This is a genomic window from Streptomyces sp. f51 (assembly GCF_037940415.1).
GTDB lineage: Bacteria > Actinomycetota > Actinomycetes > Streptomycetales > Streptomycetaceae > Streptomyces.
On sequence record NZ_CP149798.1, the window covers coordinates 4039830 to 4056593 of the forward strand.

Sequence of the window (16764 nt, forward strand, 5' to 3'; positions counted from 1 at the left end):
CAGCCAGGAGGACCCGAGGATAGGGCGGCCGGTCATGGTCACGCATGTGCGAGCGGAAGAGCGGGGCGACGAGCGCGGGGCGCTGCTCGCCTTCATCGAGGAGCAGCGCGGCGGTATCCGCCGGTCGCTGCTCGGGCTGAGCGAGGAGCAGGCCGCGAGCAGGCCGAGCGCCAGCGAACTCTCCCTGTCCGGGCTGCTCAAGCATGTTGCCGAGGTCGAGCAGGGCTGGATCGCGCGCGCCAAGGGCGAGCCGCCTGCGGTGCGGCGGGACGAGTCGAACTGGCACGAGTGCTTCGTCCTCGCCGAGGGCGAGACGGTCGCCTCGCAGCTCGCGTACTGGGAGAAGGTCGCCGCCGAGACGGAGGCCTTCCTGGGCTCGGTGCCGAGCCTGGACGACACCTTCGCGCTTCCGCCGGACCCGTGGTTCCCGCCGGAGGGCCGCGTCTCGATGCGCTGGCTCGCCCTCCATCTGATCCGTGAGACGGCCCGGCACGCGGGGCACGCCGACATCATCCGTGAGTCCCTGGACGGAAAGACGGCCTTCGAGCTGGTCGCGATGGAACGCGGCTCCTCCTGGGGGTGAGCACGGCACCTCCGGTCGGTGCGGCCCCGGACCGGCCCGGCCCCGGGCCACCCCGAGGCCGGGCCGGCCGTCGGGTGGGCCGACTCCCGGGCGGGCCGGGAGCCCCGGAGCGCGAGCCGGGCGCGGCTTCAGTGGTGGAAGCTCGTGGCCGCCTCCTTGTCGTGGATCGAGGGACCGGGCTGGCTGCGCAGTTCGGGCAGCAGCCGGGTCAGGTCCTCGATGAAGAGGTCGGCGAGGTCGGACGAGAAGCCGTTGCGGCACACCACGCGCAGCACCGACAGGTCCTGGCGGTTCTCGGGGAAGGTGTACGCGGGCAGCAGCCAGCCGTTCTCGCGCATTCTGCGGGACACGTCGAACACGTCGAACGCCGTCACCTCGGGCGCCGTCGTGAACGCGAACACCGGCAGTTCGTCCCCGCGGGTGATGAGCCGGAAGTCGCCCATGCAGTCGATGCGTTCGGCGAGGGCGCGGGCCACGTCCCGGGTCGTCTGCTGCACGGTCCTGTAGCCCTCACGGCCCAGCCGCAGGAAGGTGTAGTACTGCGCGACGACCTGCGCCCCGGGGCGGGAGAAGTTGAGCGCGAAGGTCGGCATGTCCCCGCCCAGGTAGTTCACCCGGAAGACGAGTTCCTCCGGCAGTTCCTCAGCGCTCCGCCACAGAGCCCACCCGACGCCCGGGTACACCAGTCCATACTTGTGGCCCGAGGTGTTGATCGACGACACCCTGGGCAGCCGGAAGTCCCAGACCAGTTCCTCGTCGATGAACGGCGCGATCATCGCGCCGGACGCGCCGTCCACATGCACCGGGATGTCCAGTCCCGTGCGCTCCTGGAGCCGGTCAAGCGCCGCGCACAGCTCCGCGATCGGTTCGTAACTGCCGTCGAAGGTGGAGCCCAGGATGCCGACGACCCCGATCGTGTTCTCGTCGCACAGCTCGGCCGCCGCCTCGGGGTCGAGGTGGAACCGGTCGCCCTCCATCGGGATCTGGCGGGCCTCGACCTCCCAGAAGTTGCAGAACTTCTCCCAGCACACCTGGACGTTCACGCCCATGACGAGGTTGGGCCGCGCGCCCGGGTAACGGTCGGCGTTGCGTTTCGACCAGCGCCGCTTCAGCGCCATTCCGGCGAGCATGCACGCCTCGCTCGAACCGGTGGTGGAACAGCCGACCGCGGCCGACGGGTCCGGCGCGTTCCACAGGTCGGCGAGCATCGACACACAGCGCCGCTCCAGTTCGGCCGTCCGGGGATACTCGTCCTTGTCGATCATGTTCTTGTCCCGGCACTCCGCCATCAGAACCCCGGCCTGCGGTTCCATCCAGGTGGTGACGAAGGTGGCCAGGTTCAGCCGGGAGTTGCCGTCCAGCATGAGCTCGTCGTGGACGAGCTGGAGCGCGGTCGTGGGCGGCAGCGGGCCGTCCGGGAGGCGGTGCTTGGGAGGGGCCTCGACCATGCCGCTGACCGGATTGGCCTCGCCGTAGAAGGGATTGACGGAGTGCGGGTGGGCATCGGGCTTCTGCTGGCCCTTGTGGAGCGGCATGGGCTTACTCCCAACGGTTCGGCGGGACGGGCGTCCCACTTGTTCATCGGATGAGAGGGCCCCGGCGGTTCACCGCACCGGGCTCCCGTCCTCGTGCAGTTGCATCTGCGGCCGCCCGGTCACCAGCAGCCAGGCCGGCAGCGAGGCGATGCAGAGCAGGGCGATGATCGACGGCGAGGACACCAGGACGGCGGCCGTGAACAGGCTCACCCAGCCCTGCCGGGTGGTCGCGAGAAGGACGCCGAGGACCCCCGCGGCCAGTCCCAGCGACGGTGGGACCGAGTTCACCAGCGCATGGGCGCACAGACCGAACGAGGCACCCACGAACACGGCGGGGAAGATCCGGCCGCCCCGGAATCCGCAGCAGGCCGCGACGACGAGCGCGGCCAGTTTCACCACCGACATCAGGGCGAACCGGCCGGCCGACCAGCCGTCCGGGTTCCGGGCGATCTCGGCGACCTGGTCCAGGCCCTTGAACAGGGTCAGCGGCCCGCCCAGGCAGCCCAGCAGGCCGAGCACGAGGCCGCCGACGGGCAGGGCCGCCATGGGATGGCGCAGCAGGCCGAACGCCTTGTGGACGTAGGGGAAGGCGTAGACCCCGGACAGGCCGAGCACCGCCGCCGCGGAGGCGATCACCACCGCGGACAGCACGTCGGCCCAGCCCGGACTGCCGAGCGGGGGCAGACCCAGGTCGAAGCTCGCGTGCCCCAGCAGGGCGGTGGTGATCGAGCCCACCGAGGCGGCCGTCAGCGGCGCGAAGAGGTTGTCCCACAGCATGCCTCTGACCTGCCGCCCGACGAGCGCCTCCGATATGACGAGCGCCGCCGCGACCGGCGTGCCGAACAGCGCGCCGATGGTCCCCGCCTCGGCCAGGGCCACCCACAGCTCACCGGGTGCCGCCGGCGCGAACCGGCGGCCCGCCCAGAACGCCAGCGCGACATTGGTGGCGATGATCGGGTTCTCGGGGCCGAGGCTCGGACCGCCCGCCAGCATCAGCGTGGCCGCCACCAGCAGTCCGGGCAGGATGTACGGGGCGAGCGGCGCCGCCTGGAGCCCCACAGTGGCCGGATCGGGCCCCGCGTGCCCCGGCACCTTCCAGACCACCAGACCGACCAGGACACCGGTGGTGGTGAGCATGACGATCATCCAGAGCGAGGAGTATCCGCCGATGCCGAGCGCGTCCGGAAGGTCCGTCCACAGCACGTCCTTGAGCTGTTCGGCGAGCTGGCTCACCCCCACGAAGAGGAGGCTGGAGACCGCGCCGACGACCACGGCCGGGAGGAACAGCGGCAGCAGCGTCCGGGCGGGCGTCGCCGGGGCGTGGGCCGGTCCCGGAGGAGCCGCTTCGTGGGTCACGGGCTCACCCTAAGGGTGCGAATCAGACATAACATCCCGAGTTTCGTCGCCGGAACGGGGCCGGGACTTCGGGCTTGCACCTCACGCCACGTCAGGCCTCATCGTGAAGGGCGTACCGAGGAAGGAGCGGAAGTGGGCTATTCAGTGGGCCAGGTCGCCGGATTCGCCGGAGTCACGGTGCGCACGCTGCACCACTACGACGAGATCGGTCTGCTCGCCCCCGGCGAACGCAGCCACGCGGGTCACCGGCGTTACGACGACGCCGACCTCGACCGGTTGCAGCAGATCCTGTTCTACCGGGAGCTCGGCTTCCCGCTCGACGAGGTCGCCGCCCTGCTCGACGATCCGGACGTGGACCCGCGCGCGTCGCTGCGCCGCCGGCACGCGTTGCTGACCGCCCGGATCGAGAAGCTCCAGAGGATGGCCGCGGCCGTGGAGCACGCCATGGAGGCACGCACGATGGGCATCAACCTCACGCCCGAGGAGAAGTTCGAGGTCTTCGGGGACAAGGACCCCAAGGAGCACGCGCAGGAGGCCGAACGCCGCTGGGGCGGCACGGAGACGTACGCCGAGTCGCAGCGGCGCACGGCCCGCTACACCAAGGACGACTGGAAGCGGATGCAGGCCGAGGTGGCCTCCTGGGGCGAGCGCTACGGCGCCCTGATGGAGGCCGGGGAGCGGCCGGACGGCGAGCGGGCCATGGACATGGCCGAGGAGCACCGGCAGCACATCTGCACGTGGTTCTACACGTGCACGTACGAGATCCACCGGGGACTCGGCGAGATGTACGTGGCCGACGAACGCTTCAAGGCGTTCTACGACTCCATGCGGCCGGGGCTGGCCGAGCACCTGAGGGCGGCGATCACGGCGAACGCAGACCGGAACGCAGGGGAAGCCTGATCCCGGCCGGCGCCGGCCCGGGCCACGGGGAAACCCGATCCCGGCCGGCGCCGCCGCCGCGGGCCACGGGAGCCCGATACCGGAGCCGGTACAGCCCAGGAAAGCGTGATCCCGACCGCGCGACCGTCCGCCCGCCCGCCCGACGCCCGCTACTCCTTCACCAGGACCACCGCCGTGCCGTAGGCGCAGACCTCCGTGCCCACGTCCGCGGCCTCCGACACGTCGAAGCGGAACATGAGGACGCCGTTGGCGCCACGCGCGCGTGCCTGGTCGACGAGCCGCTCCATGGCCTGGTTGCGGGTCTGCACCAGCGTCTTCGTGAGCCCCTTGAGCTCGCCGCCGATCATCGACTTCAGGCCCGCGCCGATCTGGCTGCCCAGATGGCGCGAGCGCACGGTGAGGCCGAAGACCTCGCCGATGACCTGCTCGACGCGATGGCCGGGAACGTCGTTCGTCGTGACGACCAGGACGTCCTCGTGGGGACCCTGGCCGCCGCCGTATTCATCGATGCCCATGGTCCACAGCTTTGTCCCAGTCGTCGCACAGTGCATCCTGGAGTCACGGGTGGAACCTGGCGTTGGCACATTGCGTTGATAGCTTTGGCCGGCCCGTGCAAGGACCGCCGCAACTCCCTTCACCCCTCAGGAGCCCGGACCCGTGATGACGCTTGCCCTAGGTCCCAGCTGGCTGGATCCGAACACGCTCCTGGACAACTTCGGCATCTGGGGCCTGCTGCTGGTGGTCTTCGCCGAGTCCGGCCTGCTCATCGGCTTCTTCCTGCCGGGTGACTCGCTGCTCTTCACCTGCGGCCTGCTGATCACCACGGGTGCCATGGACTTCCCGCTGTGGGGGGCGGTCCCGCTGATCTGTCTCGCCGCGGTCCTGGGGGACCAGGCGGGTTACCTCTTCGGCAAGAAGGTCGGACCCTCGCTCTTCACCCGCCCGGACTCCCGGCTGTTCAAGCAGGAGAACGTGGTCAAGGCGAACGAGTTCTTCGAGAAGTACGGCCCCAAGTCCCTGGTGCTCGCCCGCTTCGTGCCCGTCGTGCGCACGTTCACGCCGATCATCGCGGGCGTCAGTGGCATGCGGTACCGCCCGTTCCTCACCTTCAACGTCATCGGCGGCGTCCTGTGGGGCGCGGGCGTCACGCTGCTCGGCTCCTGGCTCGGCAAGATCGAGTTCGTCAACAAGAACATCGAGCTGATCCTGATCCTCATCGTGCTCGTCTCGGTGGTCCCGATCATGATCGAGTTCCTGCGCGCCCGCTCCCAGGCCAAGAAGAACCCGCCCCAGGAGCCGGAAGAGTTCCAGGACGTCCAGGGCTTCGACGACTTCCCGCACTTCCAGGAGCCCTTCCCCGGCCGTCCCGAGGCCGCCGGCACCCGCCCCGCGGCTCCGGTCATGGACGACGCGACCCGTCCCCTGCGCGTGCCGCCGGTGCACGAGGGCCAGGACGTGTCGTACGGCGGCCAGGGCCACGGCCGGTCGTACGGCGATCAGGGCCAGGGGCAGTCGTACGGAAACCGGGGTCAGGGTCAGCAGTACGGCGGCCAGGGCCACGGTCAGCAGTACGGCGGTCAGGGCCAGGGTCAGCAGTACGGCAACCAGGGACAGGGCCAGGGACAGGGCCAGGGGCAGCCGCCGTACGGCGAGCAGGGCCGGGACCAGTTCTACGGGAACCAGGGTCAGCACCAGGACCAGGGCTACGGCCGTCAGGGCAACGCCTACCCGGCCCAGCAGCCCCAGCAGCAGTACCACCAGTCCCAGCACCAGCCCCAGCAGCCGTACCAGCAGCCGTACGGCTCGGAGCAGGGCTACGGCTACGACCAGCAGCAGTACGACCAGGGGTACCAGCAGGGCTACGACCAGGGTCAGCCCCAGCAGCACCCCCAGCAGCACCAGACCCAGCAGCACCCCCAGGCCCACCCCCGGCCTCCGTACGACGCCGAGCAGTACCCGTACGGCCAGGGCCCCACGCAGAACTGACGCACCCGCCGGGCGATCCCGGGCCCGGCCCTCCGGGGCCGGGACTCAGAACCCGCGGGTCCGCTTGGCGGCCCGCCGTCCGCCGGCGGAGCCGCCCGGCAGGCGCAGGAACAGCCGCGAGATCTCCGAGCCCAGGTTCACGCCGATCGCGATGGCCATGGCGAGGGCCGCGGCCTTGGTGAGGGACACCAGGCCCTTGTCGACGTTGTTCTGGGCGATCGACAGCAGCCCGAAGTAGGTCGCCGAACCCGGCAGCAGAGGCCCGATCGCGGCCGTCGTGTACGGCAGCGCGGAGGCGAACCGGTAACGGGAGAGCAGCTGCCCGAAGAGGCCCACCAGGCCCGCGGCGACGGCGGTGGAGGCCACCGGCGATATGCCGCCCGCGTAGTGCATCGCCCCGTACACCGACCAGGCGACGCCTCCGTTGAGGGTCACCGCGAGAACAGTGGAACGTTCCTGCTGGAGCAGGACCGCGAAGGTGAGCGACAGCAGCATCGACGCGGCGATCTGGAGCAGCGGCCGCTCGGAGATGTTCAGGGCCGCGTCCGGGTTGAGCTGCGCGCCGAGCTTCACCCCGAAATAGAGCACCACCAGGACGCCGACGACGATCCCCACGAAGAAGTACATGACTTCGAGGAGCCGCGCGGACGCGGTGATGTAGAAGCCGGTCAGTCCGTCCTGCACCCCCGCGACGAGTGCCCGTCCCGGCAGCAGCGCGAAGAGCCCACCGGTGATCACCGCGGACGCCTTCACGTCGACATGGGCCACCGTGAGCGCGACCCCTATCGCTGCGGGCGGCATCGCGGCGGCCGTGAACTGGTAGAACTCCGGCAGCCCGCGTCCCGCGCACAGCCAGGCGAGCCGGTCGCCGAGCATCGCGCCGAGCGCGGCGGCGACGAACACGATCGCGTCACCGCCGACGAGCACGGAGGCCGCGCCGGCCAGCAGCCCGCCGGAGGCCGTCAGCACCCAGCCGGGGTACGGGTGCCGGTTGCGCCGCATCTCCGCGAGGCGCCTGTAGGCCTCCTCCAGGGGGATCGCGGTCTCCGGGTCGCTCAGATCGTCCACGAGGTGGTAGACGGCCGCCAGGCGTGTGTAGTCGGTGCCCCGGCGGCGCACGGTCCGGGACGCCGTCACCGGGTCGTCCACCAGCGACGGCTGGTGCGAGATCGACAACAGGGTGAAGGTGACGGTCGGCTCGCAGCGGTCGAGGCCGTAGGAGCGGCAGACGGCGAACATCGCGGTCTCCACGTCCTCGGCGCCCTCGCCGCCCGCGAGGAGCAGCTCGCCGATGCGCAGGGTCAGGTCGAGGACGCGTGGGACGGCGGGCCCCGGCTCGTCCTCCTTGTGCACGGGTTCGGGCGCTGGGCGCTCGGTCACCGGCATGCGCAGCATCGTGCGCATCCGGTCCTGCCACGGCGCGTCCTTGGTCAGGCTGACGAGGGGGACGCCGGTCGCCGGGGTGAACGCGGGAGGCGCGGACCGGGCACTGTAGGTGCGTGGCGCGCTGAACGCCGAGCCCCCCTGGTCCGCGGTGGCGGGCTGCGGCGCGTCGAGTCCCCGGGGGAGCGCGAACTCCGAGGTCGTCGACGACTCGTCGTCGGCCGCCGCCGGGGCCGGCGGCGCGACACCCGTGGGCGGGGTGAAGGCACTCCTCGCCTCGTCCGAGTGCGGCTTGCGGTCTTCCGCTTCCGGGTCCGCCACCAACTCCAGCCTCGCCTTTCCCGTCTGTGTGGTTCTCCTTCTTGCCTTCCGTATGCCTCAGTATGCGTACGGACACACGAACGGGCCGCGTGACCCCCTGGGGATCACGCGGCCCGTTCGCGGGACGGGGAGGTCGAAGACCGCCCGGAGGGGGTCAGTGACCGCCCTGGTCCTTGAAGCGCTTGTAGGAACGCTCGATCTCGGCCTCGGCGTCCGCGCGGCCGACCCAGTCGGCGCCCTCGACGGACTTGCCCGGCTCCAGGTCCTTGTAGACCTCGAAGAAGTGCTGGATCTCCAGGCGGTCGAACTCCGACACGTGGTGGATGTCGCGCAGGTGCTCCACGCGCGGGTCGTGCGCCGGGACGCACAGCAGCTTGTCGTCGCCGCCGGCCTCGTCCGTCATACGGAACATGCCGATGGCGCGGCACTGGATGAGGCAGCCCGGGAAGGTCGGCTCGTCCAGGATGACCAGCGCGTCCAGCGGGTCGCCGTCCTCGCCGAGGGTGTTCTCGACGAAGCCGTAGTCGGCCGGGTAGCTGGTCGAGGTGAAGAGTCGACGGTCCAGACGGATCCGACCGGTCTCGTGGTCCACCTCGTACTTGTTCCGTGAACCCTTCGGAATCTCGATCGTGACGTCGAACTCCACCGGTGGCTCCTCCATGATCAGCACATAGTTCTGGTGATTAAGTGTCCCTCACGCAGGTGGGTGATCGCGAAAGGGGCTGGTGGTCGTGCCAGAGCTGAGGGCTTGGCGGGCCGCGAGACCGCATGTGGTGCGGGTCGCGCGGACGGTGAAACCGCATGTGACGCGGATCACCCGGGCCGTGCGGCCGCGTGCCGTGCGGTTGACGACGTCGCAGCTCACAGCCGTTGCCGCCACCGTCGGCCTGGCACTCGCGGCCGGGGCGGCGACCGTGGCCGGTCCCTGGGACTCCACCGGTCAGCGTACGGCCGAGCGGGACTGGGCCGCATCGCGGACGACCGAGGGTGGCACACATCACGCACGTACGTCCGATGCGCACCGAACGTCACCCCGGCCCGCCCCCAGCGCCGACTCCGTGCTCTCCGGGCTCGGCGGACCGGCGAGCGCCGCGCCCGCGCCGGCCGGCAAGGCCCTCGTGGACGTCCTCGACCCGCTGCTGGCCAACCCGGTCCTCGGCTCGGTGCGCACCGCCGTCGTGGTCGACGTGGCCACCGGCAAGCGCCTCTACGGCAAGGGCGCCGACCAGGTCCAGACCCCGGCGTCCACCACGAAGATCGCCACTGCCGTCGCCGCCCTCGCCGCGCTGGGTCCCGACCACCGCATCCGGACGCGTACGGTCCTGGAGCCCGACACCAAGGAGGTCGTGCTCGTCGGCGGCGGCGACCCGACACTGACCGCCCGCAAGCCCGCGGACGGCTGGGCCGACCTGGAAACGCTCGCCGAGCGGACGGCCGCCGCGCTGAAGGCCCGTCACATGGACCACGTGACGCTCTCCTACGACACCTCGCTCTACTCCGGCCCCGACCTTCACCCCATCGGGGTCAACGAGAACATCGCGAAGGTCACCCCCCTGATGGCCGACGAGGGCCGCCTGGACCGCTCCACCAGCGGGCCCGCCGGGCGGGCCGCCGACCCGGCGGCGGACGCGGCACGGAAGTTCGCCGACCTGCTCCACCGGCACGGCGTCACCGCCACGGCACCCGGCCCCTCCAAGGCGACGAACCGCTCCCAGGACCTCGCCTCCGTCTCCTCGCCGCCGCTGTCCGCCCTGGTCGAGCGGATGCTGACCAACAGTGACAACGACATCGCCGAGGCCCTGGCCCGCCAGGTCGCCCTCGCCGCGGGCCAGGAACCCAGCTTCGACGGCGACGCGAAGGCGATCCGCGCCGAACTGGACAAGCTCGGACTCCCGCTGACCGGGGCGCGGTTCGCGGACGGCAGCGGCCTGAACCGTGCCGACAAGGTGTCCGCCGACCTGCTCACCGCCCTGCTGGCCAAGGCCGGGGACCCGGCCCACCCCGAACTCCGCGCGGTCCTCACCGGGCTGCCCGTCGCCGGCTTCACCGGCACGCTCAGCACCCGCTACACCGACGCTCCCACCGCCACCGGGGTCGTCCGCGCCAAGACGGGCACCCTGACCGGGGTCAACACCCTCGCCGGGACCGTCGTCGACAAGGACGGCCGCCTGCTGGCCTTCGCCTTCCTGACCTCCGACGCCGCCAGCCCCCCGAACCCCCTTGAGGCCCGTGCGGCCCTGGACCACACGGCGACCGCACTGGTGGCGTGCGGCTGCCGGTAGACGGCGCCGTGCGCCCCGTGCGTGCTGTTCGGCGGGAGGGCGGCCTCGCTCGTCCGCGGCCGCGCCCGGGGCGGAGGAGCCGGCCCGCGTCGGGCTCCCTCCCGACCCGCGCGAACCACGGGCATCACCCGCCCCCGGACGGGCGCGCGGACGGCGTCGGACCCTAACCGCAGCCGCACCCGCTCACGTACGGTTGACGCATGACGAGCATCGGTGGTGCTGCATCTACTGGGATGGTCGACTGGAATCTCGCGGTGGCGACCGCGACCCGGCTCGTACGACCGGGCCCCGAGGTGAGCCGCGACGAGGCACGGGCCATCGTGGCCGAGCTGCGCCGGCACGCGAAGGCATCGGAGGAGCACGTGCGGGGCTTCACCCGCATGGGTGACGACGTCCTCCACGACACCCCCGTCCTCGTCGTCGACCGCCCCGGCTGGGTCCGGGCGAACGTCGCCGGGTTCCGGGAGATCCTCAAGCCCCTTCTGGACAAGATGCAGGAACGGCGCGGGAGCACACCGGGCGGAGCCGTCCTCGGTGCCGTCGGCGGCAAGGTCACCGGTGTCGAACTGGGCATGCTGCTGTCGTTCCTGTCGTCACGGGTCCTCGGGCAGTACGAGACGTTCGCTCCCGCGACCCGGGACCTGCCCGCGGGCGCGCCCACCCCTTCCGGCAGCGGCGGCGGCAGGCTCCTGCTCGTCGCCCCGAACATCGTGCACGTGGAGCGCGAACTCGACGTCCAGCCCCACGACTTCCGACTGTGGGTGTGCCTGCACGAGGAGACCCACCGCACGCAGTTCTCGGCCGTGCCCTGGCTGCGCGACCACCTGGAGGGCGAAATCCAGTCGTTCTTGGGGGAGACGGAGGTCGACCCCATGACCGTCCTGGAACGTGTCAGGGAGGCCGCGCAGTCGCTCGCCGGCTCGCGCCCCGACACCGAGGAGGACGACGGCGGACGTTCCCTCGTGGAAATCGTGCAGACGCCCGCCCAGCGCGAGATCCTCGGCCGGCTCACCGCCGTGATGTCCCTCCTGGAGGGACACGCCGACTTCGTGATGGACGGCGTCGGCCCCGCCGTGGTCCCCTCCGTCGCCGAGATCCGCGAGAAGTTCCAGCAGCGCCGCGCCAAGGGCGCCTCCCGTCTCGACATGGCCCTGCGCAAGCTGCTCGGCCTGGACGCCAAGCTCAGGCAGTACCGCGACGGCGAACGGTTCGTGAGGGCGGTCGTCGACGAGGTCGGCATGGACGGCTTCAACCGCGTGTGGACCTCCCCGAACACGCTCCCGACCAAGGCGGAGATCGCCAAACCGGCGGACTGGGTCGCGCGGGTGCACCGCAAGGCGGAGTCGTGAACCCTACGGGACGGTCGTGAAACGAATCCGGCCGATGGCAGGCAAACGCTTCTGCTGTCACCCGTCCGAGGGACCGTGGAGCATGGGTAGGCGTGCAATGCTCGGGGAACGCCCCGGTTCTGTCACCATCTACACACTCTGAGTGACAGATCCCCGGGCTAACCCCCCGAAAACTTCATGAAGGGAACCGGACATGGGTCCCCATCCTGCGGTCGCGGCGATACGCCTGGCGGTCCGCCGCGTACTCCACGACATCCTGACCGAGCAACCGCCCACCCACGACACCCGGCGCCCGCCCGCACGCGGTGCCGCGCGCCCCTGCGCGCCCGACGCGGAACGCGTCCCCGCCCCCGGAACGCGCCGCAGCCTCACCGCGTCCGCGCGCCTCCCGCACGACCAGACCTCCGCGAGCTCCCGGCCCCTGCCGGGCGAGGGCGTCCCCCCGGCGCCGCTCGTGCTCGTCGCGTGCTCCGGCGGCGCCGACTCCATGGCGCTCGCCTCGGCCCTCGCCTTCGAAGCCCCGAAACTCGGCATCCGCGCCGGCGGCATCACCGTCGACCACGGACTCCAGCCGGGCTCCGAGCTGCGCGCCGACGAAGTCGTGCTGCGCCTCGGCGAACTCGGGCTCGACCCCGCCGAGTCGATCGCCGTCACCGTCGGCCGCGACGGAGGCCCCGAGGCCGCCGCCCGCGACGCCCGGTACGCCGCCCTCGACTCCGCCGCCGAGCGCCACGGCGCCACGGCGATCCTCCTCGGCCACACCCGCGACGACCAGGCCGAGACCGTCCTGCTCGGTCTCGCGCGCGGCTCCGGCATCCGCTCCCTGTCCGGAATGGCCGCGGTCTCGGGGGCCGACGGCCGCTACCGACGCCCCTTCCTGCACCTGGACCGGCAGACCGCCCGCAAGGCGTGCATGGTCCAGTCGCTGCCCGTCTGGGACGACCCGCACAACGCCGATCCGGCCTACACCCGCTCCCGGCTCCGCCACGAGGGTCTGCCCGCCCTCGAGAAGGCCCTGGGCAAAGGAGTCGTCGAGGCTCTCGCCCGTACGGCCCAGCTCTCCCGGGACGATGCCGACGCGCTCGACGCGTGGGCCAGCCAGGCGGAGGCGTCCGTACGCGACGCGGCCGGGCTCCTCGAATGCGCGAAGCTCTACGCCCTGCCGCCCGCCGTACGCCGCCGGATCCTGCGCCGCGCGGCCATCGAGGCGGGCGCTCCGGCCGGTTCGCTGTTCGCCCGGCACATCGAGGAGATCGACCGGCTGATCACCGGATGGCGCGGTCAGGGGGCCATCAATCTCCCGGGCAAAGTCGTCGCCCAGCGCCAGGGTGGCAGACTGGTGATTCGGCAAGGCTGAAACCGGACCCTGCACCGGGGCCGCTCACGCGGCTCCCCGGGACCCCTTCACTCGGGTCACGGGCGGTCCGAACGGCCGCGCGGGTGACCCGAAGGGGACCACCGCCGGTTACACGGCGCCCTGTAGGTGACGAGCCCAAAAAAGTGGGACGGACGACCGAAAGTGATGCGGGTGGACGCGAAAGACATGGGCACCGACCTCAAGTCGGTGCTCATCACCAAGGAAGAGATCGACGCGAAGCTGGCTGAGCTGGCCGCGAAGATCGACGCGGAGTACGCGGGCAAGGACCTGCTGATCGTCGGAGTGCTCAAGGGTGCCGTGATGGTCATGGCGGACCTCGCGCGTGCGCTGTCCACCCCCGTCACCATGGACTGGATGGCCGTGTCGTCGTACGGCGCGGGCACCCAGTCCTCCGGCGTGGTGCGGATCCTCAAGGACCTCGACACCGACATCAAGGGCAAGCACGTCCTGATCGTCGAGGACATCATCGACTCCGGGCTGACCCTGTCCTGGCTGATCTCCAACCTCGGCTCGCGCGAGCCCGCCACGCTCAAGGTGTGCACGCTGCTGCGCAAGCCTGACGCGGCCAAGGTCGCGATCGACGTGGAGTGGGTCGGCTTCGACATCCCGAACGAGTTCGTCATCGGGTACGGCCTGGACTATGCCGAGAAGTACCGCAACCTCCCGTTCGTCGGTACGCTCGCGCCTCACGTCTACGGCGGCTGAGCCCCCTCTTCCTGAGGGCGGCTCAGTCCTTGTAGGACGGATCGGGAACCCCAGCGGGTTTCGCGCCGTTGGAGCATGCGTGGACGGGATTGACAGCAGTCCCCTGCGGCTTCGGGTGACAATGCTGGGGTACCGTCCGAAGAACAGTCTTTATCAAACTCACTATGGCAGGAGGGACGGGGCGGCACCGCTCCGTATGGATGGACGTGAAGCGATACTTCCGTGGGCCGGTCATGTGGATCGTGCTGGCCGTCCTTGCCGTGGTCGTGTTGATGCAGGTCGTCGGTTCGTCCGGCGGCTACAAGACGGTGGACACCGGCCAGGTCGTCCAGGCGATCAATGACAACAAGGTCCAGTCAGCCAAGATCACCACTGGCGACGAGCAGATCATCAAGGCCTCGCTGAAGGACGGCGAGAAGGTTGACGGCAGCTCGAAGATCCAGGCGAGCTACATCGGCGACCAGGGCGTGGCCCTGGCCAACACGCTCCAGGACAAGTACCAGAACAAGCAGATCCCGGACGGGTACACCGTCTCGCCGTCCAAGCAGAACCCCTTCGTGGGCATCCTGCTGTCTCTGCTTCCCTTCGTCCTCATCGTCGTCGTCTTCCTGTTCCTGATGAACCAGATGCAGGGCGGCGGCTCCCGGGTCATGAACTTCGGGAAGTCCAAGGCGAAGCTCATCACCAAGGACACCCCGAAGACGACCTTCTCGGACGTCGCAGGTTCGGACGAGGCGGTCGAGGAGCTCCAGGAGATCAAGGAGTTCCTCCAGGAGCCGGCGAAGTTCCAGGCGGTCGGCGCGAAGATCCCCAAGGGTGTCCTGCTGTACGGGCCTCCCGGTACGGGCAAGACGCTCCTCGCGCGCGCCGTCGCGGGCGAGGCAGGCGTTCCCTTCTACTCGATCTCCGGTTCCGACTTCGTCGAGATGTTCGTCGGTGTCGGTGCCTCCCGAGTCCGTGACCTGTTCGAGCAGGCCAAGGCGAACGCCCCGGCGATCGTCTTCGTCGACGAGATCGACGCGGTCGGCCGCCATCGCGGCGCCGGCCTCGGCGGCGGTCACGACGAGCGCGAGCAGACCCTCAACCAGCTGCTCGTCGAGATGGACGGCTTCGACGTGAAGGGCGGCGTCATCCTGATCGCCGCCACGAACCGGCCCGACATCCTCGACCCGGCCCTCCTGCGCCCCGGCCGCTTCGACCGCCAGATCGCGGTCGACCGCCCGGACATGCAGGGCCGTCTGGAGATCCTCAAGGTTCACCAGAAGGGCAAGCCGGTCGCTCCGGACGTGGACCTGTCCGCGGTGGCACGCCGGACCCCCGGCTTCACCGGCGCCGACCTGGCGAACGTGCTGAACGAAGCGGCGCTGCTCACCGCGCGCAGCAACCAGAAGCTGATCGACAACAGCATGCTGGACGAGGCGATCGACCGTGTGGTCGCGGGCCCGCAGAAGCGGACCCGGATCATGTCGGACAAGGAGAAGAAGATCACCGCGTACCACGAGGGCGGACACGCCCTGGTCGCGGCGGCTTCCCCCAACTCCGACCCGGTGCACAAGATCACGATCCTCTCGCGTGGCCGTGCCCTCGGCTACACGATGGTCCTGCCGGACGAGGACAAGTACTCCACCACGCGCAACGAGATGCTGGACCAGCTCGCGTACATGCTGGGCGGCCGCGCGGCCGAGGAGCTCGTCTTCCACGACCCGACCACCGGCGCCGCGAACGACATCGAGAAGGCCACGGCCACCGCTCGCGCGATGGTCACGCAGTACGGCATGACCGAGCGTCTCGGCGCGATCAAGTTCGGCGGCGACAACACCGAGCCCTTCCTGGGCCGGGAGATGTCGCACCCGCGCGACTACTCGGAAGAGGTTGCCGCGCTCGTCGACGAAGAGGTCAAGAAGCTCATCGAGAACGCGCACAACGAGGCCTGGGAGATCCTGGTCGAGAACCGCGACGTCCTCGATCAGCTGGTCCTCCAGCTGCTGGAGAAGGAGACGCTGAGCAAGGAGCAGATCGCAGAGGTCTTCGCTCCGATCGTGAAGCGTCCGGCCCGCCCCGCGTGGACCGGCTCCTCCCGCCGCACCCCGTCCACCCGCCCGCCGGTGCTCTCCCCCAAGGAGCTGTCGCTGACGAACGGGGCGAACGGATCGACGGCTTCCATCGCCACCGCGACGGAGTCCGTCCCGGCCACGGAGACGGCTCCGGAGGACCGCACCGACAGCTGAGTCCGCTCGGCTCCGGGCGGCCTCACCAGGCCCGGAATGGATGCCGCGCCCCCCAGGTTCTAGCCTGGGGGGCGCGGCGTTTTCGTGTGCCCGCACCTTTTGGACGCGTCGAGGCACGCGCAGGATCCACAGGAACGAGGACCAGATGACCGACCCCGTGACGCTGGACGGCGAGGCCGCGATCGGCGAGTTCGACGAGAAGCGTGCCGAGAACGCCGTACGAGAGCTCCTGATCGCGGTCGGCGAGGACCCGGACCGCGAGGGCCTGCGAGAGACCCCGGCCCGCGTCGCGAGGGCGTACAAGGAGATATTCGCGGGCCTGCTCCAGCAGCCGGAGGACGTGCTGACGACGACGTTCGACCTGGGCCACGACGAGATGGTGCTGGTGAAGGACATCGAGGTGTTCAGTACCTGTGAACATCATCTGGTCCCGTTCAGGGGTGTCGCGCACGTCGGCTACATCCCGTCCACCAGCGGCAAGATCACCGGCCTGTCCAAGCTGGCCCGCCTGGTCGACGTCTACGCCCGGCGTCCCCAGGTCCAGGAGCGGCTGACGACCCAGATCGCCGATTCCCTGATGGAGATCCTGGAGCCGCGCGGTGTGATCGTGGTCGTCGAGTGCGAGCACATGTGCATGTCCATGCGCGGTATCCGCAAGCCCGGCGCCAAGACCATCACCTCGGCGGTGCGCGGACAGCTGCGGGACGCGGCGACCCGCAACGAGGCGATGAGCCTCATCATGGCGCGCTAGGCCCCGC

At 70.4% G+C, this 16764-nt stretch carries 14 protein-coding genes; 9 read left to right on the plus strand and 5 right to left on the minus strand.

Annotation, left to right across the window (positions count from 1 at the left end; translation table 11 throughout):
* Window positions 1-34: 34 nt before the first annotated feature.
* A complete protein-coding gene (locus WJM95_RS17640) occupies window positions 35-583 on the plus strand; it encodes a DinB family protein (RefSeq protein ID WP_339130677.1) in 549 nt (182 codons plus the stop codon).
* A 128-nt stretch (window positions 584-711) separates the two neighbouring features.
* Here WJM95_RS17640 and WJM95_RS17645 read toward each other — a convergent pair whose 3' ends face one another.
* Together WJM95_RS17645 and WJM95_RS17650 are read right to left on the minus strand one after the other, a co-directional pair.
* Window positions 712-2118, minus strand: coding sequence for a glutamate decarboxylase (locus WJM95_RS17645; protein WP_339130678.1), 1407 nt, complete (start codon window positions 2116-2118; stop codon window positions 712-714).
* 69 nt (window positions 2119-2187) lie between these two features.
* The gene (locus WJM95_RS17650; RefSeq protein WP_339130679.1) at window positions 2188-3474 is read right to left on the minus strand and encodes an ion channel protein; all 1287 of its coding nucleotides are present in this window, start codon (window positions 3472-3474) and stop codon (window positions 2188-2190) included.
* A gap of 132 nt (window positions 3475-3606) precedes the next feature.
* Between WJM95_RS17650 and WJM95_RS17655 the strand changes: the two genes are divergently transcribed.
* The gene (locus WJM95_RS17655; protein WP_339130680.1) at window positions 3607-4374 is read left to right on the plus strand and encodes a MerR family transcriptional regulator; all 768 of its coding nucleotides are present in this window, start codon (window positions 3607-3609) and stop codon (window positions 4372-4374) included.
* Window positions 4375-4523: 149 nt separating this feature from the next.
* Here WJM95_RS17655 and WJM95_RS17660 read toward each other — a convergent pair whose 3' ends face one another.
* Complete coding sequence (locus tag WJM95_RS17660) at window positions 4524-4889, minus strand: YbjQ family protein (protein WP_339130681.1); 366 nt, start codon at window positions 4887-4889, stop codon at window positions 4524-4526.
* Window positions 4890-5031: 142 nt separating this feature from the next.
* On the opposite strand from WJM95_RS17660, the gene WJM95_RS17665 reads away from it, so the two are divergent.
* Entirely contained in the window at window positions 5032-6360 is a 1329-nt protein-coding gene (locus WJM95_RS17665; RefSeq protein ID WP_339130682.1) for a DedA family protein, read from the plus strand.
* A 45-nt stretch (window positions 6361-6405) separates the two neighbouring features.
* Here WJM95_RS17665 and WJM95_RS17670 read toward each other — a convergent pair whose 3' ends face one another.
* Together WJM95_RS17670 and WJM95_RS17675 are read right to left on the minus strand one after the other, a co-directional pair.
* The gene (locus WJM95_RS17670; RefSeq protein WP_339130683.1) at window positions 6406-8064 is read right to left on the minus strand and encodes a threonine/serine exporter family protein; all 1659 of its coding nucleotides are present in this window, start codon (window positions 8062-8064) and stop codon (window positions 6406-6408) included.
* Window positions 8065-8218: 154 nt separating this feature from the next.
* Window positions 8219-8710 (minus strand): inorganic diphosphatase, encoded by a 492-nt coding sequence (locus WJM95_RS17675; protein WP_037625961.1) that lies wholly within the window; start codon window positions 8708-8710, stop codon window positions 8219-8221.
* Between the two features lie 79 nt (window positions 8711-8789).
* On the opposite strand from WJM95_RS17675, the gene dacB reads away from it, so the two are divergent.
* From dacB to folE, 6 genes are all read left to right on the plus strand, one after another.
* The gene (gene dacB / locus WJM95_RS17680) at window positions 8790-10346 is read left to right on the plus strand and encodes a D-alanyl-D-alanine carboxypeptidase/D-alanyl-D-alanine-endopeptidase (RefSeq protein ID WP_339130684.1); all 1557 of its coding nucleotides are present in this window, start codon (window positions 8790-8792) and stop codon (window positions 10344-10346) included.
* Window positions 10347-10546: 200 nt separating this feature from the next.
* Window positions 10547-11695, plus strand: coding sequence for a zinc-dependent metalloprotease (locus tag WJM95_RS17685; RefSeq protein WP_339130685.1), 1149 nt, complete (start codon window positions 10547-10549; stop codon window positions 11693-11695).
* A gap of 193 nt (window positions 11696-11888) precedes the next feature.
* Entirely contained in the window at window positions 11889-13052 is a 1164-nt protein-coding gene (gene tilS, locus WJM95_RS17690) for a tRNA lysidine(34) synthetase TilS (protein ID WP_339130686.1), read from the plus strand.
* Window positions 13053-13217: 165 nt separating this feature from the next.
* A complete protein-coding gene (gene hpt, locus WJM95_RS17695; RefSeq protein WP_339130687.1) occupies window positions 13218-13778 on the plus strand; it encodes a hypoxanthine phosphoribosyltransferase in 561 nt (186 codons plus the stop codon).
* Between the two features lie 200 nt (window positions 13779-13978).
* Window positions 13979-16006 (plus strand): ATP-dependent zinc metalloprotease FtsH, encoded by a 2028-nt coding sequence (ftsH, locus tag WJM95_RS17700; RefSeq protein WP_339135651.1) that lies wholly within the window; start codon window positions 13979-13981, stop codon window positions 16004-16006.
* 145 nt (window positions 16007-16151) lie between these two features.
* Window positions 16152-16757 (plus strand): GTP cyclohydrolase I FolE, encoded by a 606-nt coding sequence (gene folE / locus WJM95_RS17705; protein WP_339130688.1) that lies wholly within the window; start codon window positions 16152-16154, stop codon window positions 16755-16757.
* Window positions 16758-16764: the final 7 nt, after the last annotated feature.